Here is a 22,727-nt window from a genome sequence, read left to right on the forward strand (position 1 = left end):
TTTTTGCCATGCAGGACAGCCCGGAAGCCGGAGTCGGAGCGCGACCACCCACTCGGGCCATCCACCGCATCGGGGACTTGTCAGATCGCGTACGTCTGCTGCTTTGGACTTGCTTTTGAATTCATCGCGCGGTGAAATCATCACGTGATGAATTACCAGAGCGCGATCGAGGTGTCCGGCCTCGTGGTGGATAGGGGGCGGCGGCGCGTGCTCGACGGGATCGACTGCTCGATCCCGGCCGGGAGCGTGACCGGGCTGCTCGGGCCGAGCGGGAGCGGCAAGACGACGCTGATCAGGGCGATCGTCGGGGTGCAGATCGTCAAGGCGGGCACGGTGACGGTCCTCGGGAAGCCGGCCGGGAGCGCGCCGCTGCGGCGCACGGTGGGCTACGTGACGCAGGCGCCGAGTGTGTATGCGGATCTTTCCGTGCGGGAGAACGCGCGGTACTTCGCCTCGCTGTACGGGCTGGGCGCGGCCGACGCCGAGCGGGCGATCGCGGATGTCGGGCTCACCTCGGCGGCGCGGCAGCTGGTCGGCAACCTCTCCGGCGGGCAGCGCAGCCGGGCGTCGCTGGCCTGCGCGCTGGTCGCCTCGCCCGAGGTGCTGGTGCTGGACGAGCCGACCGTGGGGCAGGATCCGGTGCTCCGGGACGACCTCTGGGCGCAATTTCACGACCTCTCCGGGCGCGGGGTGACCTTCCTCGTCTCCAGCCACGTGATGGACGAGGCCGGGCGCTGCGACCGGCTGCTGCTGATCCGGGACGGCGAGCTGATCGCCGACGACACCCCGGCGGGAGTGCGCGCGGCCGCCGGCACCGACGACCTGGAAGCGGCGTTCCTGCGGTTGATCCGCGAGCGCGAGGAGAAGGTGGCGGCATGAGCGTCGGGATCACTCTGTCCACGTCCGGGCGCATCGTCCGGCAACTTCGGCACGACCGGCGCACGGTGGCGCTGCTGATCGTGGTGCCGGCGCTGCTGCTGGCCGTCCTCTACTACATGTACGAGGACGCGCCGGGCGCCTTCGACCGGATCGCGCTGACCATGCTCGGCATCTTCCCGTTCGTGATCATGTTCCTGGTGACCAGCATCGCGATGCTGCGCGAGCGGACCACCGGCACCCTGGAACGGCTGCTCACCACGCCGCTGGGCAAGGTCGACCTGCTGTTCGGGTACGGCATCGCCTTCTCGGTCGCGGCGGCGGTGCAGGGCGCGGTCGCCACCGGCGTGGCCTACTGGCTGCTCGGGCTGGACACCGCGGGCAGCGCCGGGCTGGTCCTGCTGATCGCCGTGGTCGACGCGGTGCTCGGGGTGGCGCTCGGCCTGCTGTGCAGCGCCTTCGCCCGCACCGAGTTCCAGGCCGTACAGTTCCTACCGGTGGTGGTCGTCCCGCAGATCCTGCTCTGCGGGCTGTTCGTGCCGCGCGAGGCGATGTCCGGCTGGCTGCAGGCGATCGCCGACGTGTTGCCGCTGACCTACGCGGTCGACGCGCTGCTCGAGGTCGGCAAGTCGGCCGAGGCCACCGCCACGATGTGGCGCGACGTGATCATCGTGGCCGGCGCCGCGGTGCTCGCGCTGGTCCTGGCCGCCGCGACGCTGCGGCGCCGCACACCCTAGGAGAGTTGGTTGGTGAAGCGGAGCGGGCGGCGCCCCGGCAATCAGGACACCCGGTCGTCCATTCTGGACTCCGCCCGCCGCACCTTCGCGGAGAAGGGGTACGACAAGGCGTCGATCCGCGCCATCGCGGCCGGCGCCGGGGTCGATCCCGCCCTCGTGCACCATTATTTCGGTACGAAGGAACAGCTCTTCCTGGCGGCCATGAACGCGCCGATCAACCCGGCCGAGATGATCCCGCGGGCGCTGGCCGGCCCGCGGGATCAGGCCGGTATCCGCCTGGTGCGGCTGGTGCTGTCGGTGTGGGACTCGCCGGCCGGGGCGGCGGCACTGGCCATGTTCCGGTCGGCGCTGAGCAACGAGTGGACGGCGCGGCTGCTGCGCGAGTTCGTGATCACGCAGATCCTCCGGCGGGCGGTCGCCGACCTGGTCCTCGAGCCGGCCGAGGCGCCGCTGCGCTCGACCCTGGTCGCCACCCAGATAGCCGGCCTGATGGTGGCCCGGTACGTGCTGAAGCTCGAGCCGCTGGCCGGCGCCGACGCCGAGGTGCTGGTGGCGGCGATCGGGCCGAACGTCCAGCGGTTCCTGGACGACCCGATGCCCGAGGTGTTCAAGGCCGGCTCGTAGCAGGGGTTCAGCCGCCGCAGCGGTGGCAGAGCACCGGATGCAGCAGATGGGCCAGGTCCTGCCGGTCGGCGACCGGGCGCGGGAAGGCGAGCCGGGCCAGCTTCTCGTCGAGGCGGACCAGGAAGCCGTACCGGTCCATCCGCACCACCCGCGGCTCGTCCTTCGGCTGGAACGCCGAGCCGAGCTGGCGGCGCACGTACGCGCTCATCTCGGCCAGGTGATGGTCGGCCAGGTCGGTGATCAGGTCGAACTCGATCTGCCGCAGCGGGTCCGGCGCGGCCGCCGCGAACTCGTCGGGGTCGACGTCGACCAGGTTCTCGTTGCGCTCGTAGCGCACCTCGGCGACGTCCATCCGGTGCAGCACCTGGGACTCGCCGACGTCGAGCAGGTCGCCGGAGGCGTCGATCTCGGCGTAGTCCAGCGCGGCCCGCTTGGCCTCGTCGCCGTCGAGCCGGGTGGCCCAGCCGGAGACCCAGACCCGGCCGAGCGAGGGCGAGCCGGCCACCGGCGGCACGTCGGCGATGTCGAGCACCATCGCCGTGTCCCCGGTGCCCGGCTGCGGCCGGAGCGCGGCGGCGACACCCCCGCCGGCCGGCGAGAGCAGCAGCACCCGGCCGTGCGCGTCGGTCACGTGGCGCACCGGGAGCGGTCCCGGCCGGCACGCGATGTGCGCGACCGCCGGGAGGTGGCCGGCCGCGATCGTCCGAGCGACCTCGGCGGGAGTGGGCTGCATTGTTGATACCTCCGCGGACCAGTTAGGCTTGCCTTAGTAAGGTGAGGCTAACCGTAACACCGGCCTCGAGCGCAAGTACCTCTCTCGGAGACTTCATGAACAACCCCCGGCCCAAGGCCAAGCTGTCCCGTGCCCTCGGCATCCCGCTGACCCCCAAGTGCGTGAAGTACTTCGAGAAGCGGCCCTTCCCGCCGGGCGTGCACGGCCGCGGGCGCCGCAAGGCCTCGGACTACCAGGTGCGACTGCTGGAGAAGCAGCGCCTGCGGCACCAGTACAACATCAGTGAGGCGCAGATGCGCAAGGCATACGAGGACGCCCACCGCGCCGACGGCAAGACCGGCGAGACCATGGTCACCCTCCTCGAACGCCGCCTCGACGCGGTCGTGCACCGGGCCGTCCTGGCCCGCACCATCTACCAGGCCCGCCAGCTGGTAGTGCACGGCCACTTCACCGTCGACGGCAAGAAGGTCGACCGCCCCGGCTTCCGCCTGAAGCCCGGCCAGGTGGTCGAGGTACGCGAGTCCAGCCGCCAGAAGCCCCCGTTCCAGCTGGCCGCGGCCGGCGCCCACCTGGACGGCCCGACCGCGCCCTACCTCTCCACCGCCGTCGAGGAGCTGCGCACCACGCTGCTGCGGGCCCCCGAACGCAAGGAGATCCCGGTCCTCTGCGACGAGCAGCTGGTCGTGGAGTTCTACGCCCGCTGACCGCGGCCTACTTCACCGCCGGTCCCTCCAGGCGTTTCCCTGCCGCACCTTTACCGTACGGGTGAGACCAGTACCCGGTGTGCCCGGGCCGCAGGCTGCAACAACAGCTCCGCGCCCGGCCGCCGGGCGGGCCCGGCCCAAGACCGCCCAGACCCGATTCGATCCATGCGATCAAGCGTGTCGGCCGCGGCGGCCGGTGTCGGTAGCGGCGGCAACTGTCTTGGGGGTGGTACTGGGTACAGGGCAGATCCGGTAATCAGCGGGATCCTCCGGGCGGCCACGGATGGCTAGGGTGGGCGCGTGATGTGGCGGGACGGGCCGGCGGTGCTGTGGTCGCGGCGTACCTGGCTGGCCGTCGCCGGCCTGCTGGCCGGCGCCGGGTTGTGGCTCGTGCCGGTCGCCCTGGTCGTGGCAATGGTGGGCGTCGGGGTGCTGGTCGGGGCGGAGCACCCGTTGCCGGGCTTGAGCGGCTCCGAGGAGCTGGGCGGCATGGTCGGCGCGGCGGCTCCGCTTGCCGTGGCGCTGCCCGTGCTGCTCGCGCTGACCTTCCGGTTCACGTTGTGGCACGAGGCCCGGCTCCGCCTGCTCGGCGCCGGCCTGGCACCGCCCGCCGCGCGGCCGCCCGGCGTGCCCCGCCGGCGTTGGCTGGCCCGCCAGGCGGTGTCGTCCGCGACCTGGCGGCAGGTCCGCTACCACGCGCTGGGTGGCGCATTCCTCGCGCTGGCCGGCGTCCTGGTCCTGGCCGGCTTGGTGTTCGGCCCCGGTTTCGTGGTGGCCGCGGCGCTCAGCAGCAAGGGCAGCCTGCTGAACCGGTTGCCGATCGCGGCGCTCGGCGTGGCCATGGCGATCGCGGCGGGTTGGCTCGCCCGGGGTGCCGCCGCCCTCGACCTGGCGCTGGCCCGGCGGCTGCTGCAGCCGCCGGCCGCCGAGCTGCTCGCCCGGCGCGTCGCGTCCCTGTCGGCCAGCCGGGCCGCCGCCGTCGAGGCGGCCGACGCCGAGCGCCGCCGCATCGAGCGCGACCTGCACGACGGCACCCAACAGCGCCTGGTGTCGCTGGCCATGAACCTCGGGATGACCCGCGCCGCGGTCGCCGACGCCGACCCCACGGTGCGCGCGGCCGTCACGGCAGCGCACGAGGAGGCGAAGCAGACGCTCGCCGAGCTGCGCGACCTCATCCGCGGCCTGCACCCGGCCATCCTCGACGAGCTCGGCCTGGACGCGGCGCTGTCCGGCATCGCGGCCCGCTCGCCGGTGCCGGTCCGGCTGGTGGTCGACCTGCGCGGGCGGCCGCCCGCGGCGATCGAGGCGGTCGCCTACTTCGTGGTGTCCGAGGCGCTGTCCAATGTGGCCAAACACGCGGCCGCGACCCGGGCCGACGTCGTGGTACGGCAGCAGACCGACGGCCTGACCCTGGCCGTCGCCGACGACGGCCGGGGCGGCGCCGACCCGGTACGCGGCACCGGCCTGCGCGGCCTGCGCCAGCGCGTCGAGTCGGTGGACGGCACGCTCAGCATCGCCAGCCCGGCCGGCGGCCCGACGTCGATCCTGGTGACCCTGCCGTGCGGGTAGTGCTCGCCGAGGACTCGGTGCTGCTGCGCGACGGCCTCTCCCGCCTGTTCGCCTCCCACGACTGCCCGGTCGTCGCCGCGGTGGGCGACGCCGACGCGCTGCTGCGGGCCGTCGACGAGCACCGGCCCGACCTGCTCGTGGCCGACGTGCGGATGCCGCCCGGCTACGCCGACGAGGGGTTGCGCGCCGCGATCCAGGTCCGCCGGCAGTGGCCCGAGGTCGGCGTGCTGGTGCTGTCCCAGTACGTCGAGGAGCGGTACGCCACCAGGCTGCTCACCGGCGACACCCGTCGGCTCGGCTACCTGCTCAAGGACCGGGTGGCCGACGTCGACGACTTCGTCGCGGCGGCGCGCCGGATCGCCGGCGGCGGCACGGTGCTCGACCCCGAGGTCGTTTCGCAGCTGCTGGTGCGCCGCACCGCCCCGCTCGACCGGCTCACCCCGCGCGAGCACGACGTGCTCGCCCTGATGGCCGAGGGCCGGTCCAACGCCGGCATCGCCGGCGCGCTGGTGGTCAGCGAGAGCGCCGTGGCCAAGCACGTGAACAGCATCTTCGCCAAGCTGGGGCTGGCCCCGGCGGACAGCGACCACCGCCGGGTGCTGGCCGTGCTGCGCTTTCTGGGCGGCTAGCCGGCTGCGACTCAAGCACACCGGCCTGGCCGGCGGATGGCCGAGCATGGCCGACAGAAGAAATGGTGACAGTTACCCTGCCTCGAGATTGCCGCCGGCTCGGCGCAGCTGCGGGGTGGTTCGGTCGATGAGCAGGACAGCTGCCACGCACAGCAGGCCGCCGCTGACCAGAGCTGTCACACCCGAGGTCAGGCCTGCTACCACGCCTGCGCGCAGATTCCCGACATCGGGGCCCGCCTGGCCGACGATCTGCTCGGCCGCCGCAACCCGGCCCAGCAGACCGTCGGGGGTGAAACGCTGTACGACCGTGCCGCGGGCGACCACGGCGACCGTGTCGGCGGCCCCGGCCAGCGACAGAAACGCGAGCCCGGCCCGGGCGTCCGGCACCAATCCGAACAGGACCAGCGCGACACCCCAGGCCGCTGAGCCGCAGAGCATCACCAGGCCGGGCCGCGAAAGCCGGGTGAACGTGCCGGACAGCACCGATGCGACGACGCCGCCGACGGCGATCGCCGACAGGAACAAGCCGAGCGTCCGAGGATCGTTCCCGAAGCGCTCAGCGTTGATCAGCGGGAACAGGCTGATCGGCATGGAGAGCACGGTCGACGCCAGGTCGGTGAGCAGCGCCGCGCGTACCGCCGGGCTGCCCGCCAGGAACCGGAGCCCTTCGGCGACGCCGTGCAGTCCAGGCCTGGGCGGTTCGCCGGCCGGGAGCATCGGCGGCAGCCCAGCGACACAGGCGAGCGATACCGCGAAGGTCAGCGCGTCGACCAGGTAGCAGCCGCCGACGCCGACCGCGCCCACCAGCAGGCCGCCGAGCGCCGGCCCGAGGAGCATGGCCGACTGGAACGAGATGCGGTTGAGCGCCAGCCCGGCCGCCTGCTGCGGGGGCGGCAGGAGACGGACAAGAAAGGTTCGCCTGGCGGGCCCGCCGAGTGCGCCGAAGCAGGACTGCGCCGCCACCAGTCCCAGTACGCCTGCGACGGGCAGGCCGCCCGCGAAGCCCTGCACTGCGAGCAGGGCCGAGCAGGCACCCGATCCAGTTACCGCCGCCAGGTAGATCCGCCGCCGGTCGGCGCGGTCCACGAGCGCACCGGCGAACAGCCCGAACAGCATGATCGGCAGTGCCTGGGCGACGCCGACCGCGCCCGTCCAGACCGTGCTGTGAGTGCGCTGCCACACCTGGAACATCACCGCGACCAGCGTCATCTGGCTGCCGAACCCCGAGCACAGACCGCCGATCCACACTCGCCGGAACAGCGGCTGCGAACGCAGCGGGGTCACGTCGATCAGCGCGTGCCTCACCGCCACGCCGGATCCTCGGCGAGTTTGTCGAGGATGCGATCGTGGAAGCTACGCCGCTCGAGCGCGGCCGCGATATCGGCGGCGGCGCGGCTGAGCGGATAGGGAATCTCTGTCTCGAGCTCGGCGAGCGCGGCCTCGGTGGCCCGCCACTCGGCGGCGAGCCGGCCGACGACTCTGCGGGCCTTCGGCGTGAGAGTCACTCGCTTGCTGCGGGCGTCGGCCCCTTCGACGGTATGCACCCAGCCGGCCGCCCGCATCGCCGACACCTTCTGGCTGATCGCCGAATGGGTGCGCTCCACCGCCGCGGCCAACTCGGTGAGCGTCATCGGCCCGCGCAGGTGTAGCCGGATGAGCTCCATCACCCAACTCGGCTTGAGCCCGTCGATCCGCGCCTCGGCGTAAACCCGGGCGATATCGGCGTCCATGGCGGCCTGCAAGGCGAACAGCGGCCGCCAGAGGCTGCTCTCGGTCGGGTCCTCGGTCACCGCCCGATCGTAACAGTGCTTATGTAAGTGCTGTTACGTCTGGCCGGGCGCCCCACCTGGCGGCCGCAGGATTCCCGTCATCGACGGCTGGGTTGAGGCCGCCCAGTCCTCACATCCTGACCTCAATGCGAGCGGGTCTGTTCCAACCAGGAGGCGTACAGCTTGGCGTAGATCGAGTCCTCCTCGGCGACCAGCGTGGCATGCGGGCCGCGCTGCACGACCCGGCCCGCGTCCACCACGATCACCTCGTCGGCGGCCTGGGCGGTGGAGAGCCGGTGCGCGATCGCCACCGTCGTGCGGCCGCGGGTGACCAGGTCGAGGGCTCGCTGCAGGCGTACCTCGGTGGCCGGGTCGACCGCGCTCGTCGCCTCGTCCAGCACGAGCAGGTCGGGGTCGGCTACGTACGCCCGGACCAGCGCGACCAGCTGCCGCTCCCCCACGCTGAGCGCCTCGCCGCGCTCGCCCACCGGGGTCTCCAGCCCGGCGGCCAGGCCGGCGAGCCAGTCGGACAGGCCCAGCTCCTCGAACGCGATCGCCAGCTGCTCGTCGGTGAGCGACGGCTCGGCGAAGCGGATGTTCTCGGCGATCGTCGCGTCGAACAGGAACCCGTCCTGCGGCACCATCACCACCCGCGAGCGCAGCGAGGAGAAGCGCACGCTCGGCAGCGGCGTCCCGGAGAGCAGCACCTCGCCGGCGACCGGGTCCATCAGCCGGGTCAGCAGCTTCGCGAACGTGGTCTTGCCGCTACCGGTCTCGCCGACCACCGCGTACTTCTTGCGGGCGTCCAGCGTCAGGTCGACGTCGGCGAGCACGATCGGGCCGCCCGGATAGCGGAACGACACGTCGCGGAAGCGCACCGACAGCGGGCCGGGCGGCAGCGCGACCCCCTCGTCCTCCGGATCGGCGACATCGGGCAGAAGATCAAGCACATCGAGTACGCGACGCCAGCCCGCGACCGCGTTCTGCGCCTCGTTGAGCATGTCGGTGGCGATCTGCACCGGCTGGATGAACAGCGTCACCAGGAACAGGAACGCGGTCAGCTCGCCGACCGTGAGGTGCCCGCCGACGCCGAGCAGCGTGCCGATCACCACCACCGCGGCCAGCGCCAGGCCGGCCCCGAGCTCGCCCGAGGAGAAGCTGGTCACGCTGGTACGCAGGGCCCGCTGCTGGGCGACCCGCAGGCTCTCGATCGAGGTGTCCAGGCGCTTCTCGGTGCGGCCGGCCACCCCGTACGCCCGGATCACCATCGCACCCACCACGCTCTCGGCGACCGCGCCGAGCATGACGCCGGTCCGCTCGCGGACCGCCTTGTAGACCGCGGCCAGCCTCTTCTGGAAGAGCCGGATCACGGCGACCGCCGGGCCGAAGGCAAGCAGCACGACGATCGTCAGCTGCCACGAGTAGAAGAGCATGACCAGCGTGGACACCAGCAGCTGGCCCGAGGAGAGCAGCAGCTGCACCCCGCCGAACTGCAGGAACTGGGAGATCTGGTCGACGTCGCTGGTCACCCGGGACACCATCGAGCCGCGTCGCTCGGACTGCTGGTGCAGCATCGACAGGTCGTGGATGTGCCGGAAGGTGCGCGAGCGGAGGGCGCCCAGCGCGGTCTCGCTGACCGTGAACAGGCGGCGGGTCATCAGATAGCCGGCCGCCGTGGAGATCGCCAGGACCACCAGGGTGAGCGCCACGACCTGGCCCACGAAGCCGAGGTCGGGGCCGCCGGCCGCCCGGATGCCGTGGTCGATGCCCTGCTGCACGGCGATCGGGACGGCCACCTTGCCGAGCATCTGCACGATGGCCAGCGCGATCGTGCCGCCCAGCCCGGGGCGTAGCTCCGGCGAGAGCGCCAGGCCCCGCTTGACGGTCGCGAAAGTGCCCTCGCCGACGGGGGCCGGGGTAGCGGTGGTCATGCCTCGACCCGTTCCTGCTCGGCCTTCTCGTACGCGGTGACCAGGTCGACGTACCCCTGGTTGCCGGCCAGCAGATCGGCGTGCGTGCCGGTCGCCACCACCTTGCCCTGCTCCAGGTAGATCACCTCGTCGGCGAGCGCGATCGTGGCCCGCCGGTACGCCACCACCAGGATCGACGCGCCCGCCTCCCGGCCCCGCAGCGAGCCGAGGATGGCCGCCTCCACCCGCGGGTCGACCGCGCTCGTCGCGTCGTCCAGCACGAGCAGCCGGGGGCGGCCGGCCAGCGCCCGGGCCAGGGTGATCCGCTGCCGCTGGCCGCCGGAGAGCGAGGTGCCGCGCTCGCCGACCGCCGTGTCGAGGCCCTCGGGCAGCTTCTCGATGAACCGGTCGGCCTGGGCCAGCCGCAGCGCCCGCCAGGCCTCCTCCTCGCCGACCCCGTCCCGTTCGAGGGTCACGTTCCCGCGCACCGTGTCATCGAAGACAAAAGGAATTTGCGGTACGAGCGCGGCCGTCCTCGCCAGCGACGCTTCCGTCAGGGACGGCAGCTCCTCGCCGTCGATCGTGATCTTGCCGTCGGCCGGGTCGACCAGGCGGATCGCCAGCGAGGCGATGGTCGACTTGCCCGATCCGGTGGGGCCGACCAGGGCCACGGTCTTGCCGGCCGGCACGGTGAAGGTCACGTCGTTCAAGACCAAGGGCCCATCGCCGTACGCGAAATCGACGTGTTCAAACGCCAGCGTCGCAGATTCGCCCGATTTTTCCAGGTTTTTCGTGCCGTAGTGCAGATCGCCGGTCGACGAGATCACGGCCTGCACCCGGTCCCAGCCGGCCACCGACCGCGGCAACTCGGCGACCACCCAGCCGATCGCCCGCACCGGGAACGCCAGCACGGTGAACAGGAACGAGACCGTCACCAGCTCGGCCACGCTGATCGCCCCGGTCTGCAGCCGCCACGCCCCCAGCAGCAGCACGGCCAGCGTGCCGACGCTGGGCAGGCTGTCCATCACCGGGTCGAACAGGCCGCGCAGCCGGCCCACCGAGATCAGCGCGTCCCGCAGCTCGGTCACGAACACGGCGAACCGGCGGGACTCGTCCTCCTCCCGGCCCATCGTCTTGACCACCAGCGCGCCGTCGAAGCTCTCGTGCGCCACCGCGCTGACCTTCGCCCGCATCTGCTGGGCGCGGATCTGTCTTGGCGACATGTAGCGGGAGTAGATGACGTTCAGCCCGAACAGCGCCGGGAACAGCGCCACCCCGACCAGCGCCAGCACCCAGTCGGTGAGGAACAGCGCGAGCACCGCGGCGAACACCATCACGATCGTGCCGACCGCGAACGGCAGCGGCGCGATCGGCACGAACGCGGCCTCCACGTCGGAGTTCGCGTTGGACAGCAGGGTGCCGGTGGCGTGCGTCTGGTGCCAGGACGGCGGCAGCGACAGGTAGCGGCGGGTCACCGCTCGGCGGTAACGGGCCTGCAGCCGGAACTGCATGAACCCGGCGCCGAGCCGGCGTCCGAAGATGCTCGCCACCCGCAGCACGCTGATCCCGAGGAAGAGCACGGCGACCAGCGCCAGCGTGCCCGTCTCGGCGCGCCGGGAGGCGAAGGCCGGCACCACCACGTGCCCGACCACGCCGCCGACGACGTACGAGTTAGCGATGATCAGCAAGCCGAAGAGGCTGCTGCCGACGACCCCGACGGTGAACAGGCGCGGCTCGTCCCGAATCGCTTGCCCGAGCACCCGCAGTCCCCGTCCCAGCACGTCCCGGCTGGCCCTGCTGCCGCTCAATGTCCCAACCCGACCTGTAAGCGTTCGCCGGCAACACCGGCCTTACCGAACTATCCTGCCGCCGTTTACACCTGTGACAATGTGTCTACCATCACGTCCGTGACTGCCTTTGCCCGTGAAGAGCGGCAACGCCTCGCCGACCTGCTGCTCCGGACCGGCCCCGACCAGCCGACCCTCTGCGCCGGCTGGACCACCCGCGACCTCGCGGCGCACCTCGTCGTGCGCGAGCGCCGTCCGGACGCGGCGGCCGGGGTGATCCTGCCACCGCTGCGCGAGCACGGCGAGCGGATTCGGCGGGCCACGGCCGCCCGCCCGTTCCCCGAGATCGTCGCCGAGGTACGGAATCCGCCCTGGTGGAGCCCGGTCAGCAACCCGCTGCTCGACGAGCTCACCAACACCGTCGAATTCTTCATTCACCACGAGGACGTACGCCGCGGCGGGGCCGGCTGGGAGCCGCGCGAGCTGGCCGAGGAGCACGCCCGGGCGATCTGGCGGGCGGTCCGGTTCACCGGCAAGATGGCGCTGCGCCGGCTGCGGATGCCGGTCCGGGTGCGGGAGGCGAACGGCTACGGCGAGTTCACCGTCGGCGGCGAGCGGCCGGAACTGGCGGTCGTCGCGCCGGCCGGCGAACTGGCCCTGTTCCTCTCTGGCCGGCAGCGCGCCTGCCGGGCCGAGGTCGAGGGGCCGCCCGAGCAGGCCGAGCGGCTGCGGACGGCCCATCTCGGGGTCTAAATTGGCCCAAGCCATTGGCGCCGGATTGGCCCAGACGCCGGGCCAATCCGGGCCGTACGTTCGTATCATGAAGCTCACCGTGGCGCAGGGCACCGCGCTCAGCGTCGGCGCCGTCCTCGGCACCGGCGTGATCTCGATGCCCGCCCTCGCCGCCGGCGTGGCCGGCCCGTCCTCGCTGGTCGCCTGGGCCGCGCTGATCCTGCTCTCGGCCCCGCTGGCCGATACGTTCGCGGCCCTCGGCGCGCGGCACCCGGACGGCGGCGGCGTCTCCACGTACGTCCGGCTCGCCTTCGGCCCGCGCGCGGCGGCCGCGGTCGGGTGGTGTTTCTACTTCGCCGTGCCGCTCGGCGCGCCGGCCGCGGCCGCGTTCGCCGGCAACTACGTGGCCGACGTGCTGGGCGGCGGCCGCCGTACGGTGCTCGCCACGTTCCTGGTGATCGTCGGCGTGGTGTACGTGATGAACTGGTTCGGCCTGCGGATCTCCGGCCGGGTCCAGCTGTGGCTCACCGGTGCGCTGGCCACCCTGCTGCTGGTCACCGTGGCGACCGCGCTGCCGCACGCGCGCTGGCACAACCTGACCCCGTTCGCGCCGCACGGCCTGGCCGGGATCGGGGCGGCCGCGGCCGTGCTGGTCTGGGGCTTCGCCGGCTGGGAGGCGGTGTCCTCGCTCTCGCCGGACTACCGCGACCCGCGCCGGGACGTGCCGCGGGCCACCGCGATCGCGGTCGCCGTGGTGGGCGTGCTGTACCTGGCGATCGCGGCGACCAGCGTGCTCGTGCTGGGGCCGGCCCTCGGCCGGAGCCCGGCACCGCTGGCCGACCTGCTCGCGGTCGGGGTGGGCGGCCCGGTCCGGGTCGTCACGGCGGTGGTCGCGGTGCTGCTCACGATCGGCGCGGTCAACGCGTACCTGGCCGGGGCGTCCCGGCTCGGCGCGGCGCTGGCCCGGGACGGCGCGCTGCCGTCCAGGGCGTTCGGTACGCAGCGGCGGTCGCTCACGTTCGTGCTGGTGGCGAGCCTGGGGGCGGTGACCCTGCCGTTCGGGCTGCAGACCTCGATGCTGCTGGTCACCGGGTGCTTCACGCTCGTCTACGTGCTCGGGACGGCGGCGGCGCTGCGGCTGCTGCCGGCCGGGCCGTCCCGGTTCTGGGCCGGCGTGGCCTTCGTGGCGGTGCTCGGGCTGCTGGTGCTGACCGGGGCGCCGGCGCTGCTCAGCCTCGTGGTGGCGGCGGGGGCGGTCGGCTATCAGGCGTGGCGGGCCAGGAGGCCGGCGAAGATCGCCATCCCCTCGCCGATCAGCGCCGGGTCGACCGCGCCGAACCCGAACACGAAGCCCTCCTGCGAGGTGGCGTAGCGACCCAGGTCCTCGACGGCCAGCCCGTTCGCCGCCGCCTCGGCCACCACCGGGGCGGCGCGGCCCCTCCGGAGCAGGGCCGTCACGTGCAGGCCGGCCGCGGAGGGCAGCAGCGCCAGGTCCGACATTTCTGAAATGTTGCGGGAAATCGTCTCGTGTCGCCGCCCATACTCGCGCCCGGCCCGCCGCACGTGCCGAGCCAGCAACCCCTCGTCGATGAACCGGGCGAGGGCGGCCTGCAGCGGCGGCGACCCATACCCATCGCTCACCTGCCGAGCCGCCGCCACCGCGGCCCGCAGCCCCGGCGGCACGAGGACGAATCCCGTGCGTACGGCCGGAATCATGCTTTTGGAAAACGTCCCGGCGTAGATCACCCGCCCGGCCGCGTCGAGGCTGAACAGCGGTTCGAGCGGCCGCGCGGAGAACCGGAACTCGCTGTCGTAGTCGTCCTCGACGATCGCCACCGGCCGGCGCGCGGCCCAGTCGAGCAGTTCCCGCCGCCGGTCGAGGCTCATCGCCCGCCCGAGCGGAAACTGATGGGACGGCGTCGCGTAGACCAGCCGGCACCCGGCCGGCAGCGCCGCCACGACCAGCCCCTCCTCGTCGACCGGCACCCCCACCACCCGGCAGCCGAGGGTCTCGAACAGCCGCCGCGCCGGCGGATACCCCGGCTCCTCCACGGCCACCACGTCCCCCGGCCGCAGCAGCACCCGGCCGACCAGGTCGAGCGCGTGCTGCGTGCCGTTGGTGACCACGACGTCGCCGGCCGCCACGCGGACCGACCGGGCGTACCCGAGATAGCGCGCGATCGCCGCCCGCAGCGCCGGATGCCCCTCCGGTCCCGCGTAGACGCCCGGATTGTTCGCCCCCTGGCGCATCTCGGCCGCGACCAGCCGCCGCCAGGTGTCGAACGGGAACAGCCGCGCGTCCGGAATGCCGGTACGGAAGTCGTACCGTGGCGTCGCCTCGTTCGCGCTGGTCGGCACCGGTTCGATCGCCCACCCTCGGCGTGGCCGCAGCGGATCGGCCGCCGCCGCGCGCGACGGTTTCGCGGCGCGCACCGGGGCCACGAAGGTCCCCGACCCGACCCGCGAGGTCAAATACCCCTCGGCCACCAGGCGTTCGTAGGCGGTCGCCACGCTCCCCCGGGAAACCCCGAGATCAATGGCGAGCGTACGGGTGGCCGGCAGCCGATGCCCCCGCGGCAGCCGCCCGTCCACAATGGCGGCGCGCAGCGCCCGATACACGGCCACCGTCTTCTCGCCGGCCGGGAACGCCTCGATGACCAGGTCCATCGCCCCATTCTGGTATGGCCCAAGCAATATGCCGGCCACCCGGTGCTGGTCACCTAGGCTCGGCTCATGCGGAACGGGGGCCGTCGCGTTGACGTGTCACGAGCACGGAGGCGGCCTTCAGTCCGTTTTTGGGTGGCGGGCGGGGTGGTTGGATGGGGCCGCCGACCGACTGTTGCGTTAATCGCAGCCAGTAAATAACTTACGCTAGGTGACCCTTCAGCCACTGAGCGGTGAGACGTGACCACCCCTCTGTGGCGCAACCGGGAGTTCAACCTCCTGTGGTCCAGTCAGTCCCTCTCCGACCTCGGCAGCGCCATCGCCCAACTGGCCGTCCCGCTGCTGGTGCTCGAGCGGACCGGCTCCCCGGTCAAGGCCGGCGCGGTCGGCACCACCGCCCTGGTCGTCAAGCTCGCCGTCCGCCTGCCGGCCGGCGTCCTGGCCGACCGGATCGACCGCCGCCGCGCCCTGCTCACCTGCGACGTGGTCCGCCTGATCGCCTTCCTGCTGCTGGCCACCGCGATCGCGGCCGGCCGGGCCGATCTGGCGACGGTCATCGTGGTGGCGGTCATCGACGCCTTCTGCACCGCGATGTTCAACACCATCGAGCTGGCCTCGATCCGCAGCATCGTCCCCCCGGCCCAGCTGCCGTCGGCGGTGGCCCGCAACGAGGCCCGCAGCTACGGCACGTCGCTGGCCGGCCCGCCGCTGGGCGGCCTGCTCTTCGGCGTCACCCCGTTCCTGCCGTTCCTCGGCAACGCCCTGTCCTACCTGGTGTCGTTCGCCGGGATCGCGCTGATCCGCCGCCCGCTGCAGGCCGAGCGGGACGAGCGGCCGCCCGGGCACGCCGCCGCCCTGGCCGAGGGCCTGCGCTTCGTCTTCGGCAACCCGTTCCTGCGAGCCGTCCTGATCATCGCGGCGCCGCTGAACTTCGCCCTCAACGGCGCCATCTTCACGATCATCGTGACCCTCCAGCGGCACGGCGTGCAGCCGGCCGTGATCGGCCTGACCGAGACCATCGTCGGGGTGGGCGGGCTGGCCGGCGCGTTCGTGGCACCCGCCCTGCAGCGCTGGCTCCCGTTCGCCCGGCTGATCCGGGTCATCTGCTGGGCCGCCGCCGGCGTCCTGGTGGCCAGCTCCTGGCTGACCGCCAGCATCGCCGCCGCCGTCCCGGTGGCGCTGGCGGTCTTCCTGGGCCCCTCGTGCAACGCGGCCCTGTTCGGCTACCAGGCCGCGATCACCCCCGACCACCTGCAGGGCCGGGTGCTGAGCGTCATCCTCCTGGCCGCGATGTCCACCTCGGCCGCGGCCCCGGTGCTCGCCGGCGTGTTCGTCATCACGTGGGGCAGCGCCCGGACGATCCTCGTCTTCGCCGCCTCGGTCGCGGTGGCGGCGCTCACCGCGACGCTGGCCGCGGGCATCCGGACCATGCGCCCGTTGGAGGAGGCCGCCACCCCGTGAGCGGTCGATGAAGTGGGGCTACCGGCCGGTTCGTCGATAAACTGGGCGGCATGGGGTGGTACTAGCCCTCTGGCCGCACTTTCAATACTCTGCGGTAACTAACGCGTTACCCGTCCCCCGGTCCAAGCTCAAAGGCGGCGCCCGATGGCTCTCGAGGTTCCTTACCGGTCGATTCCCGACATGTTCTTGAAACGCGTGGCGGCGACTCCGAACGGTCAGGCGTTCGCGACGCCGAACGCGGATGACACCGGGATGGTGTGGCACACCTGGTCGGAGGTGGGCGACCGGGCCAAGGCGATCGCCGCCGGCCTGCACGAGCTGGGCGTCGGCCTGGAGGACCGGGTCGCGATCCTGGCCGGCACCCGGTACGAGTGGGTGCTCGCCGACCTCGGCATCAACTGCGCCGGCGCGGCCACCACCACGGTCTACCCGACCACCGAGCCGGAGGACGCGAGCTTCATCGTCGCCAACTCGGGCTCGAAGGTGCTGATCGCGGAGAATCCGAAGCAGGCCCTCAAGATCTCCGGAGCCGAGACCGGCGTCACCCACGTGGTGCTGCTCGACGGGCAGGCCGACGCGGGCGCCACCCCGCCCCAGCTGACCCTCGCCGAGCTGGAGGAGCGGGGCGCCGCGGCGCTGCGCGACAAACCCGGGCTGATCGACGAGATCGTCGCCGGGGTCGGCCCCGACCACCTCGCCACGCTGATCTACACCTCCGGCACAACCGGCCGGCCCAAGGGCGTGCAGCTGCTGCACCGCGGCTGGACGTGGGAGGGCGTCGCCCAGGAGGACCTCGGGCTGTTCGAGTCGACCGACCTGCAATACCTGTGGCTGCCGCTGTCCCACTCGTTCGGCAAGACGCTGCTCTGCGGCATCCTGCACGTCGGCGTGCCCACCTACATCGACGGCCGGGTCGACAAGCTGGTCGACATGCTCTCGGTGGTCAAGCCGACGCTGATGTGCGCCGCGCCGCGCATCTTCGAGAAGGTCTACAACAAGACCGTCACCACCGCGCTCGAGGCGGGCGGCGCCAAGGCCAAGATCTTCGGCTGGGCGGTCGCCACCGGCAAGCAGAAGGTGGCGCTCGAGCAGGCCGGCAAGCCGCTGCCGACCGGCCTCAAGATGCGGTACGCGCTGGCCGAGAGGCTGGTCTTCGCGAAGCTGCAGGCCCGGCTCGGCGGCCGGCTGCGGGTGATGGTCAGCGGCTCGGCCCCGCTCAGCCGGGACATCGCCGAGTTCTTCGCCGCCGCCAACCTTCCGATCATGGAGGGGTACGGCATGACCGAGAGCAGCGCGGCGAATTTCGTGAACCGGATGGGCAAGCTCAAGATCGGCACGGTCGGCCAGCCGCTCGGCGACCTCGAGTGCAAGATCGACACGGACGGCGAGATTCTGCTGCGCGGCGCGCCGGTCATGCGGGGCTACCACGACCTCCCGCAGGAGACGGCCGAGGCGTTCACCGAGGACGGCTTCCTGCGTACCGGGGACATCGGCGAGCTCGACGCGGACGGCTTCCTGACCATCACCGACCGGAAGAAAGACCTGGTCAAGACCTCGGGCGGCAAGTACATCGCGCCGTCGGCGATCGAGGGCATGTTCAAGGCGGTCTGCCCGTACACGTCCCAGGCGGTGATCGTCGGGCAGGCGCGCAACTACGTGACCATGCTGATCTCGCTGGACGAGGACGCGATCGCCTCCTGGGCCAAGGGCGGCCCGCTCGACGGCAGGCCGTACGACGAGCTGGTCGTCTCGGCCGAGGTCGAGGCGCTGATCGACGGATACGTGAAGGAGCTGAACACCAAGCTCAACCGGTGGGAGACGGTGAAGAAGTTCGCCATCCTCCCGCGCGACCTGAGCATCGAGGCCGGCGAGATCACCCCGTCCATGAAGATCAAGCGGCGAAGCGTGGAGACGAACTTCGCCGCTCAGATCGACAAGATGTACGAGGGATCGCTGGCCCAGATCTAAACGAAGTCGCTGCCCAACCTAGAGAAATTCGATGGCGAGGGCGGCCAGGGTCGCCGGGTCGGCGAGCTGCTCGATCCCGGTGACCCGGCCGTCCTCGTCGATCGTGAAGGCGAAGGCCACCTTCGGCTCGCCGCGCAGCGCCCACACCAGGCCGGGCAGGCCGTCGATGAGCGCCGTGCGCAGCGCCTTGGCCCGGCCGTTGAACACGCCGGCCACCTCGCTAGGGCCGCTCACCAGCGCGCTCACGCCCATGCTGACGGCCGCATCGTCGGCTCGGAGCACCACCGACGGGTCCAGCAGCTCCAGCAGCGCGCCGAAGTCCCCGCCCCGGGCCGCCGCCAGAAACGCATCCACTATTTCGCGTTTTCTCCTGATTTCTCCCTCATTAGTGGGGTCACTGCCCTGCACCCGCCGCCGCGCCCGGCTCGCCAGCTGCCGCGCCACCGCCGGCGACGCCCCGATGATCTCGGCGATCTCCGGGAACGGCACCGCGAACATGTCGTGCAGCACGAACGCCAGCCGCTCCCGGGGCCCGAGCGTGTCCAGCACCAGCAGCAGCGCCGGCCCCAGCGCGTCGGCCAGCACCGCCTCCTGCTCCGGGTCGGCCGTCTCGGCGGCCACCACCGGCAGCTCGGCCGGGTCCTCCCGGCGGGCCTGACGCGAGCGCAGCATGTCCAGGCAGACCCGGGAGACGACCGTGGTCAGCCAGCCGGTCAGGTTGTCCACCTCGGTGGTGTCGGCGCGGCTCAGCCGTACCCACGCCTCCTGCACCGCGTCGTCGGCCTCGTGCGCCGATCCCAGGATCCGCTGCGCCACCTGCCGCAGGTGTCCCCGGTCGGCCTCGAACCGCGCCGCCAGGATCTCCAAGTCGCTCATCGTCACACCCTCCGCTCGGGGTCCGTCATAGCCTTTGACGGACCGCAGCGGTCCGCTGTGACAGACGGAGGATCCCATGGCTATTCGCACCATCACCGTTCCGGTCAAGGACCTGGCGGCGGCGACCGCCCTCTACACGAAGCTGCTCGGCACGGAGCCGTACATGGCCACGGCCTACTATGTCGGCTTCCGCCCCGAGGGCTCCCCCGAAGTGGGCCTGAACCCGCACGGTGACCTCTCCACCGGCCCGATCACCTACTACCACGTGGCCGACATCAAGGCGACGGTCGCCGACCTCGCCGCGGCCGGCGCCACCGTCGAGCAGGAGCCGCGCGACGTCGGCGGCGGCGGCCTCACCGCCCACCTGCGCGACGGCGACGGCAACCTCATCGGCCTGTTCCAGGGCGCCAGTGAGTAACCACCCACTGCCTGCGCAGCCGCGCCCCCGCTCCCAGCGCAAGGCGGACGTCCTGGCCCGGCTGGCCGCCCCGGTGGCCGACTGCTGGGTGTCCACGGCCGACGGCGACGAGCCCTACCTGGTCCCGCTGACCGCCGCCTGGTATCAGGACCGGATCATCCTGGCCACGTCCCGGCGCTCGCCCACCGCGCGAAACCTGATCGCGCACGGGCGGGCCCGGGTCGGGCTGGGCCCCACCCGGGACGTGATCCTGATCGACGCCGCCCTCGACGAGACCTTCCCGGTCACCGATTCCGGCGCGCTCGGCGAGGCCTACGCCAAGCAGAACGACTGGGACCCGCGCCAGGCCGGCGAGGGCTTCGTCTTCCTGGCCCTGCGCCCCCGGCGCGTGCAGGCGTGGCGCGAGGAGAACGAGCTGCCCGACCGCCTCCTCATGCGGAACGGAGCATGGCTGGTCTAGGCGTTCCCCTTCCGCCGCCTTGACCGTACGCGTGCGCCAGGCCCCGGTGTGCCCGGGCCGCGAGCTGCAACACCGGCTCCGCGCCCGGCCGCCGGGCGGGCCCGGCCCAAGACCAACACCGCGCGGCTCGCGTACCGTGACCTTTCATGCTCTTTCCCGTAGACGCCATCCTGTTCGACATCGATGGCACGCTGGTGGACTCCACCGCCGCGGTCATCCGCACCTGGCAGGCGTGGGCCGCTCCGCGCGGCATCGACGCCGAGGAGATCCTCCGGGTCTGCCACGGCCGGCGCACCGAGGACACGATCGCCATGTTCCTGCCGCCCGCACAGCAGGCGGCGGCGGTGACCGAGCTGGAGCAGTTGGAGCTGGACGACCTGAACGAAATCATCGCACTCCCCGCGACGCGTTCCTTGTTGTCGCGTCTACCCGCAGACCGCTGGGCGGCGGTGACCTCGGGCTCGCAGCGGCTCATGCGCGCCCGCCTCACCGCCGCCGGCCTGCCGATCCCCCGGGTGCTGATAGCAGCCGAGGACGTCAAGGCCGGCAAGCCCGACCCGGAGGGCTACGCCGCCGCGGCCGCCGCTCTCGGCCACGACATCCGCCGCTGCCTGGTCGTGGAGGACGCCCCCGCCGGCATCGAAGCCGGCCGGGCCGCCGGAGCCCGCGTGCTGGCGGTAGCGACCAGCCACCCCGCCTCGGATCTCACCACCGCCGACACCCTCGTCCCCGACCTCACCGCGTGCCGCCTCGAGGTAACGGCCACCGGCCTGCTCCTCAGCACCACCTCTTGAAGTACACAGACGGCCCCTATGCCCGAACACGTCACCACTCCCGCCCGCGCCGCCGCTCCCGGCACGGCGCCACTCCCCACCCGCTCCGCTCCCGGCCGTCGCCCGATCTTGCACACGTCCCGTTCGCCGTGAACAGGAAATCTGCACTGTCGGTCGGCCCGCCCGCATCGAAGATGAGTTTCCGTTCGCCGCGAACGGTTCGGCTTCAAGATCGGGCGAGGGCCGGGAGCGGCGCCGGATCGGGAGGCGCGAGCGGGCGGGGCGGGTGCGCGGACCCGAGGTGCGAGGCCGGGAGGTGTATGAAGCGGGCGCCACGCGAGGTGGGGCGATCCGTTCGACGGTGTCGGACAGTCCCCGGGGCCGGGCCGGCCATGCAGGACAGCCCGGCGGCCGCGCGCGGAGGGTGACCCACCACCCAGCTCGGCGCTGCACCGGGGACTTTTGTCAGCCGTACGGTCGAATGGTTTGTCAGGCGATCACGGCGGGCGTGTGTCAGGCCGGGTGGGGCCTCGGGTCAGGTCAGGCGATCACGGCTGGGGCGCGCCAGGCCGGGCGGGCGTCTCGGTCCAGGTCGTAGCGCACGGACGCGATGCGGCGGATGGCCTCGGTGAGGGTGTCCTCGTCGAGGGCGAAGGGTAGGCGCAGGAAGCGTTCGAGGGTGCCGTCCAGGCCGAAGCGGGGGCCGGGGGCGAGGCGGACGTCGACGTCCTCGGCGGCGCGGGCGAGGGCGCTGGAGATCGGGCCGTCCAGCTCGGCCCAGAGCATGATGCCGCCGGCCGGGATCGTGAAGCTCCACTCCGGCAGGTGGTCGCGCAGGGCGGCCACCAACGCGTCGCGGCGGGTGCGCAGCTGGGCGCGGCGGCCGGCGATGATCTGCGGGGCCTGGGCCAGCAGGCGTACGGCGACCAGTTGTTCCAGCACGGGACTGGCCATGTCGACGCCGACCCGGATCGCGGCCAGGCGCTGCACCAGCGGGGCCGAGGCGCGCACCCAGCCGATCCGCAGGCCGCCCCAGTAGCCCTTGCTCATGCCGCCGATCGACACCACCCGGGAGTGCCGGTCGTAGACGGCGACCGGCGGCGGCATCTCGGCGCCGTCCAGCGACAGGTCGACGAACGACTCGTCGGCGATCAGCTCGGTGCCGGCCGCATGTGCCGTGGCGACCAGCCGTTCGCGCAGGCCGGCGTCCATCAGGTGGCCGGTGGGATTGTGGAATTCCGGGATCACGTACGCGACCCGCGGCCGCCCCTGCCGCAGCGCACCCAGCAGCATCTCCCCGTCCCAGCCGGTCGCCGCGTCGAGGCCGTGGGTGCTGATCCGGGCGCGCCGGGCGGAGAGGGCGGCCAGCGCGTTCGGATAGGTCGGCGACTCGACCAGCACCGGCGCGCCGGCCGGCACGGACAGCCGCAGCACCAGGTCGAGGGCCTGCTGGGTGCCCGCGGTGATCAGGATCTGCTCGGCCGAGGTGGCCACCCCGCGCGCGGTGTAGCCGGCGGCGACCGCCTCGCGCAGCTCGACCAGGCCGGTCGGGTGGTAGCCGGCGCTGCCCAGGTAGCGCGGCAGGTCGTCGGCGGCGGCGCGGGCCGCGCCGATCAGCTCGTCGGGCGCCGGGGAGGCGGCCACGCCCAGGTCGATCACGTCGGCCTCGTCGCCGGCCGCCCACAGGCCCGAGGTGGCCACCCGGTGGCCGTGCGGCAGCGTGGTCCAGCTGCCCGCGCCGCGCCGGCTGGTGAGGTGGCCGGTCTCGCGGAGCGCACGGTACGCGGCGCTCACCGTGGTGCGGCTCACCCCGAGCGCCTCGGCCAGTTCCCGCTCCGCGGGAAGCCGGACGCCGAGCGGCAGCCGCCCGTCGGAGAGTAGGCCGCGCACGGCGGCGGCCAGCGCGGCGTAGTCGGGGCTGCGGTGGCGGCCAGGCAGCGAATGCCACTGACCGAGCAGGCGGGCCAGTTGGGCGCCTCGAACCGAGCTCGTCACAGCCACCTCCCACGAATTGGCCCTACAGCCGCCGTCAATTGG

General features: G+C 72.5%; 21 protein-coding genes. 13 read left to right on the forward strand and 8 right to left on the reverse strand.

Translation table 11 applies throughout. The features are described from left to right. Nucleotides 1-147: 147 nt before the first annotated feature. The 3 genes from IH26_RS0129055 to IH26_RS0129065 are packed head-to-tail and all read left to right on the forward strand — an operon-like array spanning nucleotide 148 to nucleotide 2,237. Nucleotides 148-879 (forward strand): ABC transporter ATP-binding protein, encoded by a 732-nt coding sequence (locus tag IH26_RS0129055; RefSeq protein WP_030439426.1) that lies wholly within the window; start codon nucleotides 148-150, stop codon nucleotides 877-879. Beyond that, nucleotides 876-1,613 carry an ABC transporter permease gene (locus tag IH26_RS0129060; RefSeq protein ID WP_030439427.1) on the forward strand — a complete coding sequence of 246 codons (738 nt, stop codon included), beginning with the start codon at nucleotides 876-878 and terminating at the stop codon, nucleotides 1,611-1,613. The genes IH26_RS0129055 and IH26_RS0129060 overlap by 4 nt, the downstream gene beginning before the upstream one ends. 9 nt (nucleotides 1,614-1,622) lie before the next feature. Continuing rightward, on the forward strand, nucleotides 1,623-2,237 hold the full coding sequence (locus IH26_RS0129065; RefSeq protein ID WP_030439428.1) for a TetR/AcrR family transcriptional regulator: 615 nt from the start codon (nucleotides 1,623-1,625) through the stop codon (nucleotides 2,235-2,237). Between the two features lie 7 nt (nucleotides 2,238-2,244). Here IH26_RS0129065 and IH26_RS0129070 read toward each other — a convergent pair whose 3' ends face one another. Further along, nucleotides 2,245-2,970, reverse strand: coding sequence for a DUF2470 domain-containing protein (locus IH26_RS0129070; protein WP_030439429.1), 726 nt, complete (start codon nucleotides 2,968-2,970; stop codon nucleotides 2,245-2,247). Nucleotides 2,971-3,065: 95 nt separating this feature from the next. Between IH26_RS0129070 and rpsD the strand changes: the two genes are divergently transcribed. The 3 genes from rpsD to IH26_RS0129085 all read left to right on the forward strand — a co-directional run bounded on the left by rpsD (nucleotide 3,066) and on the right by IH26_RS0129085 (nucleotide 5,872). Further along, nucleotides 3,066-3,674: a 30S ribosomal protein S4 gene (gene rpsD, locus IH26_RS0129075; protein WP_030439430.1), complete on the forward strand. Its 609-nt coding sequence runs from the start codon at nucleotides 3,066-3,068 to the stop codon at nucleotides 3,672-3,674. A 303-nt stretch (nucleotides 3,675-3,977) separates the two neighbouring features. Then, nucleotides 3,978-5,243 carry a sensor histidine kinase gene (locus tag IH26_RS0129080; RefSeq protein WP_034216089.1) on the forward strand — a complete coding sequence of 422 codons (1,266 nt, stop codon included), beginning with the start codon at nucleotides 3,978-3,980 and terminating at the stop codon, nucleotides 5,241-5,243. After that, the gene (locus IH26_RS0129085) at nucleotides 5,234-5,872 is read left to right on the forward strand and encodes a response regulator (protein WP_030439432.1); all 639 of its coding nucleotides are present in this window, start codon (nucleotides 5,234-5,236) and stop codon (nucleotides 5,870-5,872) included. The genes IH26_RS0129080 and IH26_RS0129085 overlap by 10 nt, the downstream gene beginning before the upstream one ends. 72 nt (nucleotides 5,873-5,944) lie before the next feature. On the opposite strand, the gene IH26_RS0129090 is transcribed toward IH26_RS0129085, so the two are convergent. From IH26_RS0129090 to IH26_RS0129105, 4 genes are all read right to left on the reverse strand, one after another. Further along, entirely contained in the window at nucleotides 5,945-7,183 is a 1,239-nt protein-coding gene (locus IH26_RS0129090; protein ID WP_030439433.1) for an MFS transporter, read from the reverse strand. After that, nucleotides 7,174-7,662 carry a MarR family winged helix-turn-helix transcriptional regulator gene (locus tag IH26_RS0129095; protein WP_030439434.1) on the reverse strand — a complete coding sequence of 163 codons (489 nt, stop codon included), beginning with the start codon at nucleotides 7,660-7,662 and terminating at the stop codon, nucleotides 7,174-7,176. Before IH26_RS0129095 ends, IH26_RS0129090 begins: the two co-directional genes overlap by 10 nt. A gap of 122 nt (nucleotides 7,663-7,784) precedes the next feature. Further along, a complete protein-coding gene (locus tag IH26_RS0129100) occupies nucleotides 7,785-9,572 on the reverse strand; it encodes an ABC transporter ATP-binding protein (protein WP_030439435.1) in 1,788 nt (595 codons plus the stop codon). Next, nucleotides 9,569-11,359, reverse strand: coding sequence for an ABC transporter ATP-binding protein (locus IH26_RS0129105; RefSeq protein ID WP_425394404.1), 1,791 nt, complete (start codon nucleotides 11,357-11,359; stop codon nucleotides 9,569-9,571). Before IH26_RS0129105 ends, IH26_RS0129100 begins: the two co-directional genes overlap by 4 nt. A 99-nt stretch (nucleotides 11,360-11,458) precedes the next feature. On the opposite strand from IH26_RS0129105, the gene IH26_RS0129110 reads away from it, so the two are divergent. Together IH26_RS0129110 and IH26_RS0129115 are read left to right on the forward strand one after the other, a co-directional pair. Further along, a complete protein-coding gene (locus tag IH26_RS0129110; protein WP_030439437.1) occupies nucleotides 11,459-12,091 on the forward strand; it encodes a TIGR03085 family metal-binding protein in 633 nt (210 codons plus the stop codon). Between the two features lie 67 nt (nucleotides 12,092-12,158). Then, entirely contained in the window at nucleotides 12,159-13,442 is a 1,284-nt protein-coding gene (locus IH26_RS0129115) for an APC family permease (RefSeq protein ID WP_034216093.1), read from the forward strand. Here IH26_RS0129115 and pdxR read toward each other — a convergent pair. Further along, a complete protein-coding gene (gene pdxR, locus IH26_RS58450; protein WP_084599144.1) occupies nucleotides 13,334-14,737 on the reverse strand; it encodes a MocR-like pyridoxine biosynthesis transcription factor PdxR in 1,404 nt (467 codons plus the stop codon). The genes IH26_RS0129115 and pdxR overlap by 109 nt on opposite strands. 237 nt (nucleotides 14,738-14,974) lie before the next feature. Here pdxR and IH26_RS0129125 point away from each other — a divergent pair, with 237 nt between their 5' ends. Continuing rightward, entirely contained in the window at nucleotides 14,975-16,195 is a 1,221-nt protein-coding gene (locus IH26_RS0129125) for an MFS transporter (protein WP_034216096.1), read from the forward strand. A 144-nt stretch (nucleotides 16,196-16,339) separates the two neighbouring features. Next, complete coding sequence (locus IH26_RS0129130; protein WP_030439441.1) at nucleotides 16,340-18,163, forward strand: AMP-dependent synthetase/ligase; 1,824 nt, start codon at nucleotides 16,340-16,342, stop codon at nucleotides 18,161-18,163. 18 nt (nucleotides 18,164-18,181) lie between these two features. Here the strand turns inward: IH26_RS0129130 and IH26_RS0129135 are convergent, their stop codons facing one another. Next, on the reverse strand, nucleotides 18,182-19,039 hold the full coding sequence (locus IH26_RS0129135) for a sigma-70 family RNA polymerase sigma factor (protein WP_030439442.1): 858 nt from the start codon (nucleotides 19,037-19,039) through the stop codon (nucleotides 18,182-18,184). Between the two features lie 76 nt (nucleotides 19,040-19,115). Between IH26_RS0129135 and IH26_RS0129140 the strand changes: the two genes are divergently transcribed. From IH26_RS0129140 to IH26_RS0129150, 3 genes are all read left to right on the forward strand, one after another. Continuing rightward, nucleotides 19,116-19,457 carry a VOC family protein gene (locus tag IH26_RS0129140; protein WP_030439443.1) on the forward strand — a complete coding sequence of 114 codons (342 nt, stop codon included), beginning with the start codon at nucleotides 19,116-19,118 and terminating at the stop codon, nucleotides 19,455-19,457. Then, the gene (locus IH26_RS0129145) at nucleotides 19,450-19,917 is read left to right on the forward strand and encodes a pyridoxamine 5'-phosphate oxidase family protein (protein WP_245665591.1); all 468 of its coding nucleotides are present in this window, start codon (nucleotides 19,450-19,452) and stop codon (nucleotides 19,915-19,917) included. The genes IH26_RS0129140 and IH26_RS0129145 overlap by 8 nt, the downstream gene beginning before the upstream one ends. Before the next feature lie 146 nt (nucleotides 19,918-20,063). Then, a complete protein-coding gene (locus tag IH26_RS0129150) occupies nucleotides 20,064-20,711 on the forward strand; it encodes an HAD family hydrolase (RefSeq protein WP_030439445.1) in 648 nt (215 codons plus the stop codon). A 519-nt stretch (nucleotides 20,712-21,230) separates the two neighbouring features. On the opposite strand, the gene yczR is transcribed toward IH26_RS0129150, so the two are convergent. Further along, on the reverse strand, nucleotides 21,231-22,685 hold the full coding sequence (gene yczR, locus IH26_RS0129155; protein ID WP_030439446.1) for a MocR-like transcription factor YczR: 1,455 nt from the start codon (nucleotides 22,683-22,685) through the stop codon (nucleotides 21,231-21,233). Nucleotides 22,686-22,727 lie beyond the last annotated feature (42 nt).

The sequence above is a fragment of the Actinoplanes subtropicus genome, from assembly GCF_000721705.1.
Classification (GTDB): Bacteria; Actinomycetota; Actinomycetes; order Mycobacteriales; family Micromonosporaceae; genus Actinoplanes; species Actinoplanes subtropicus.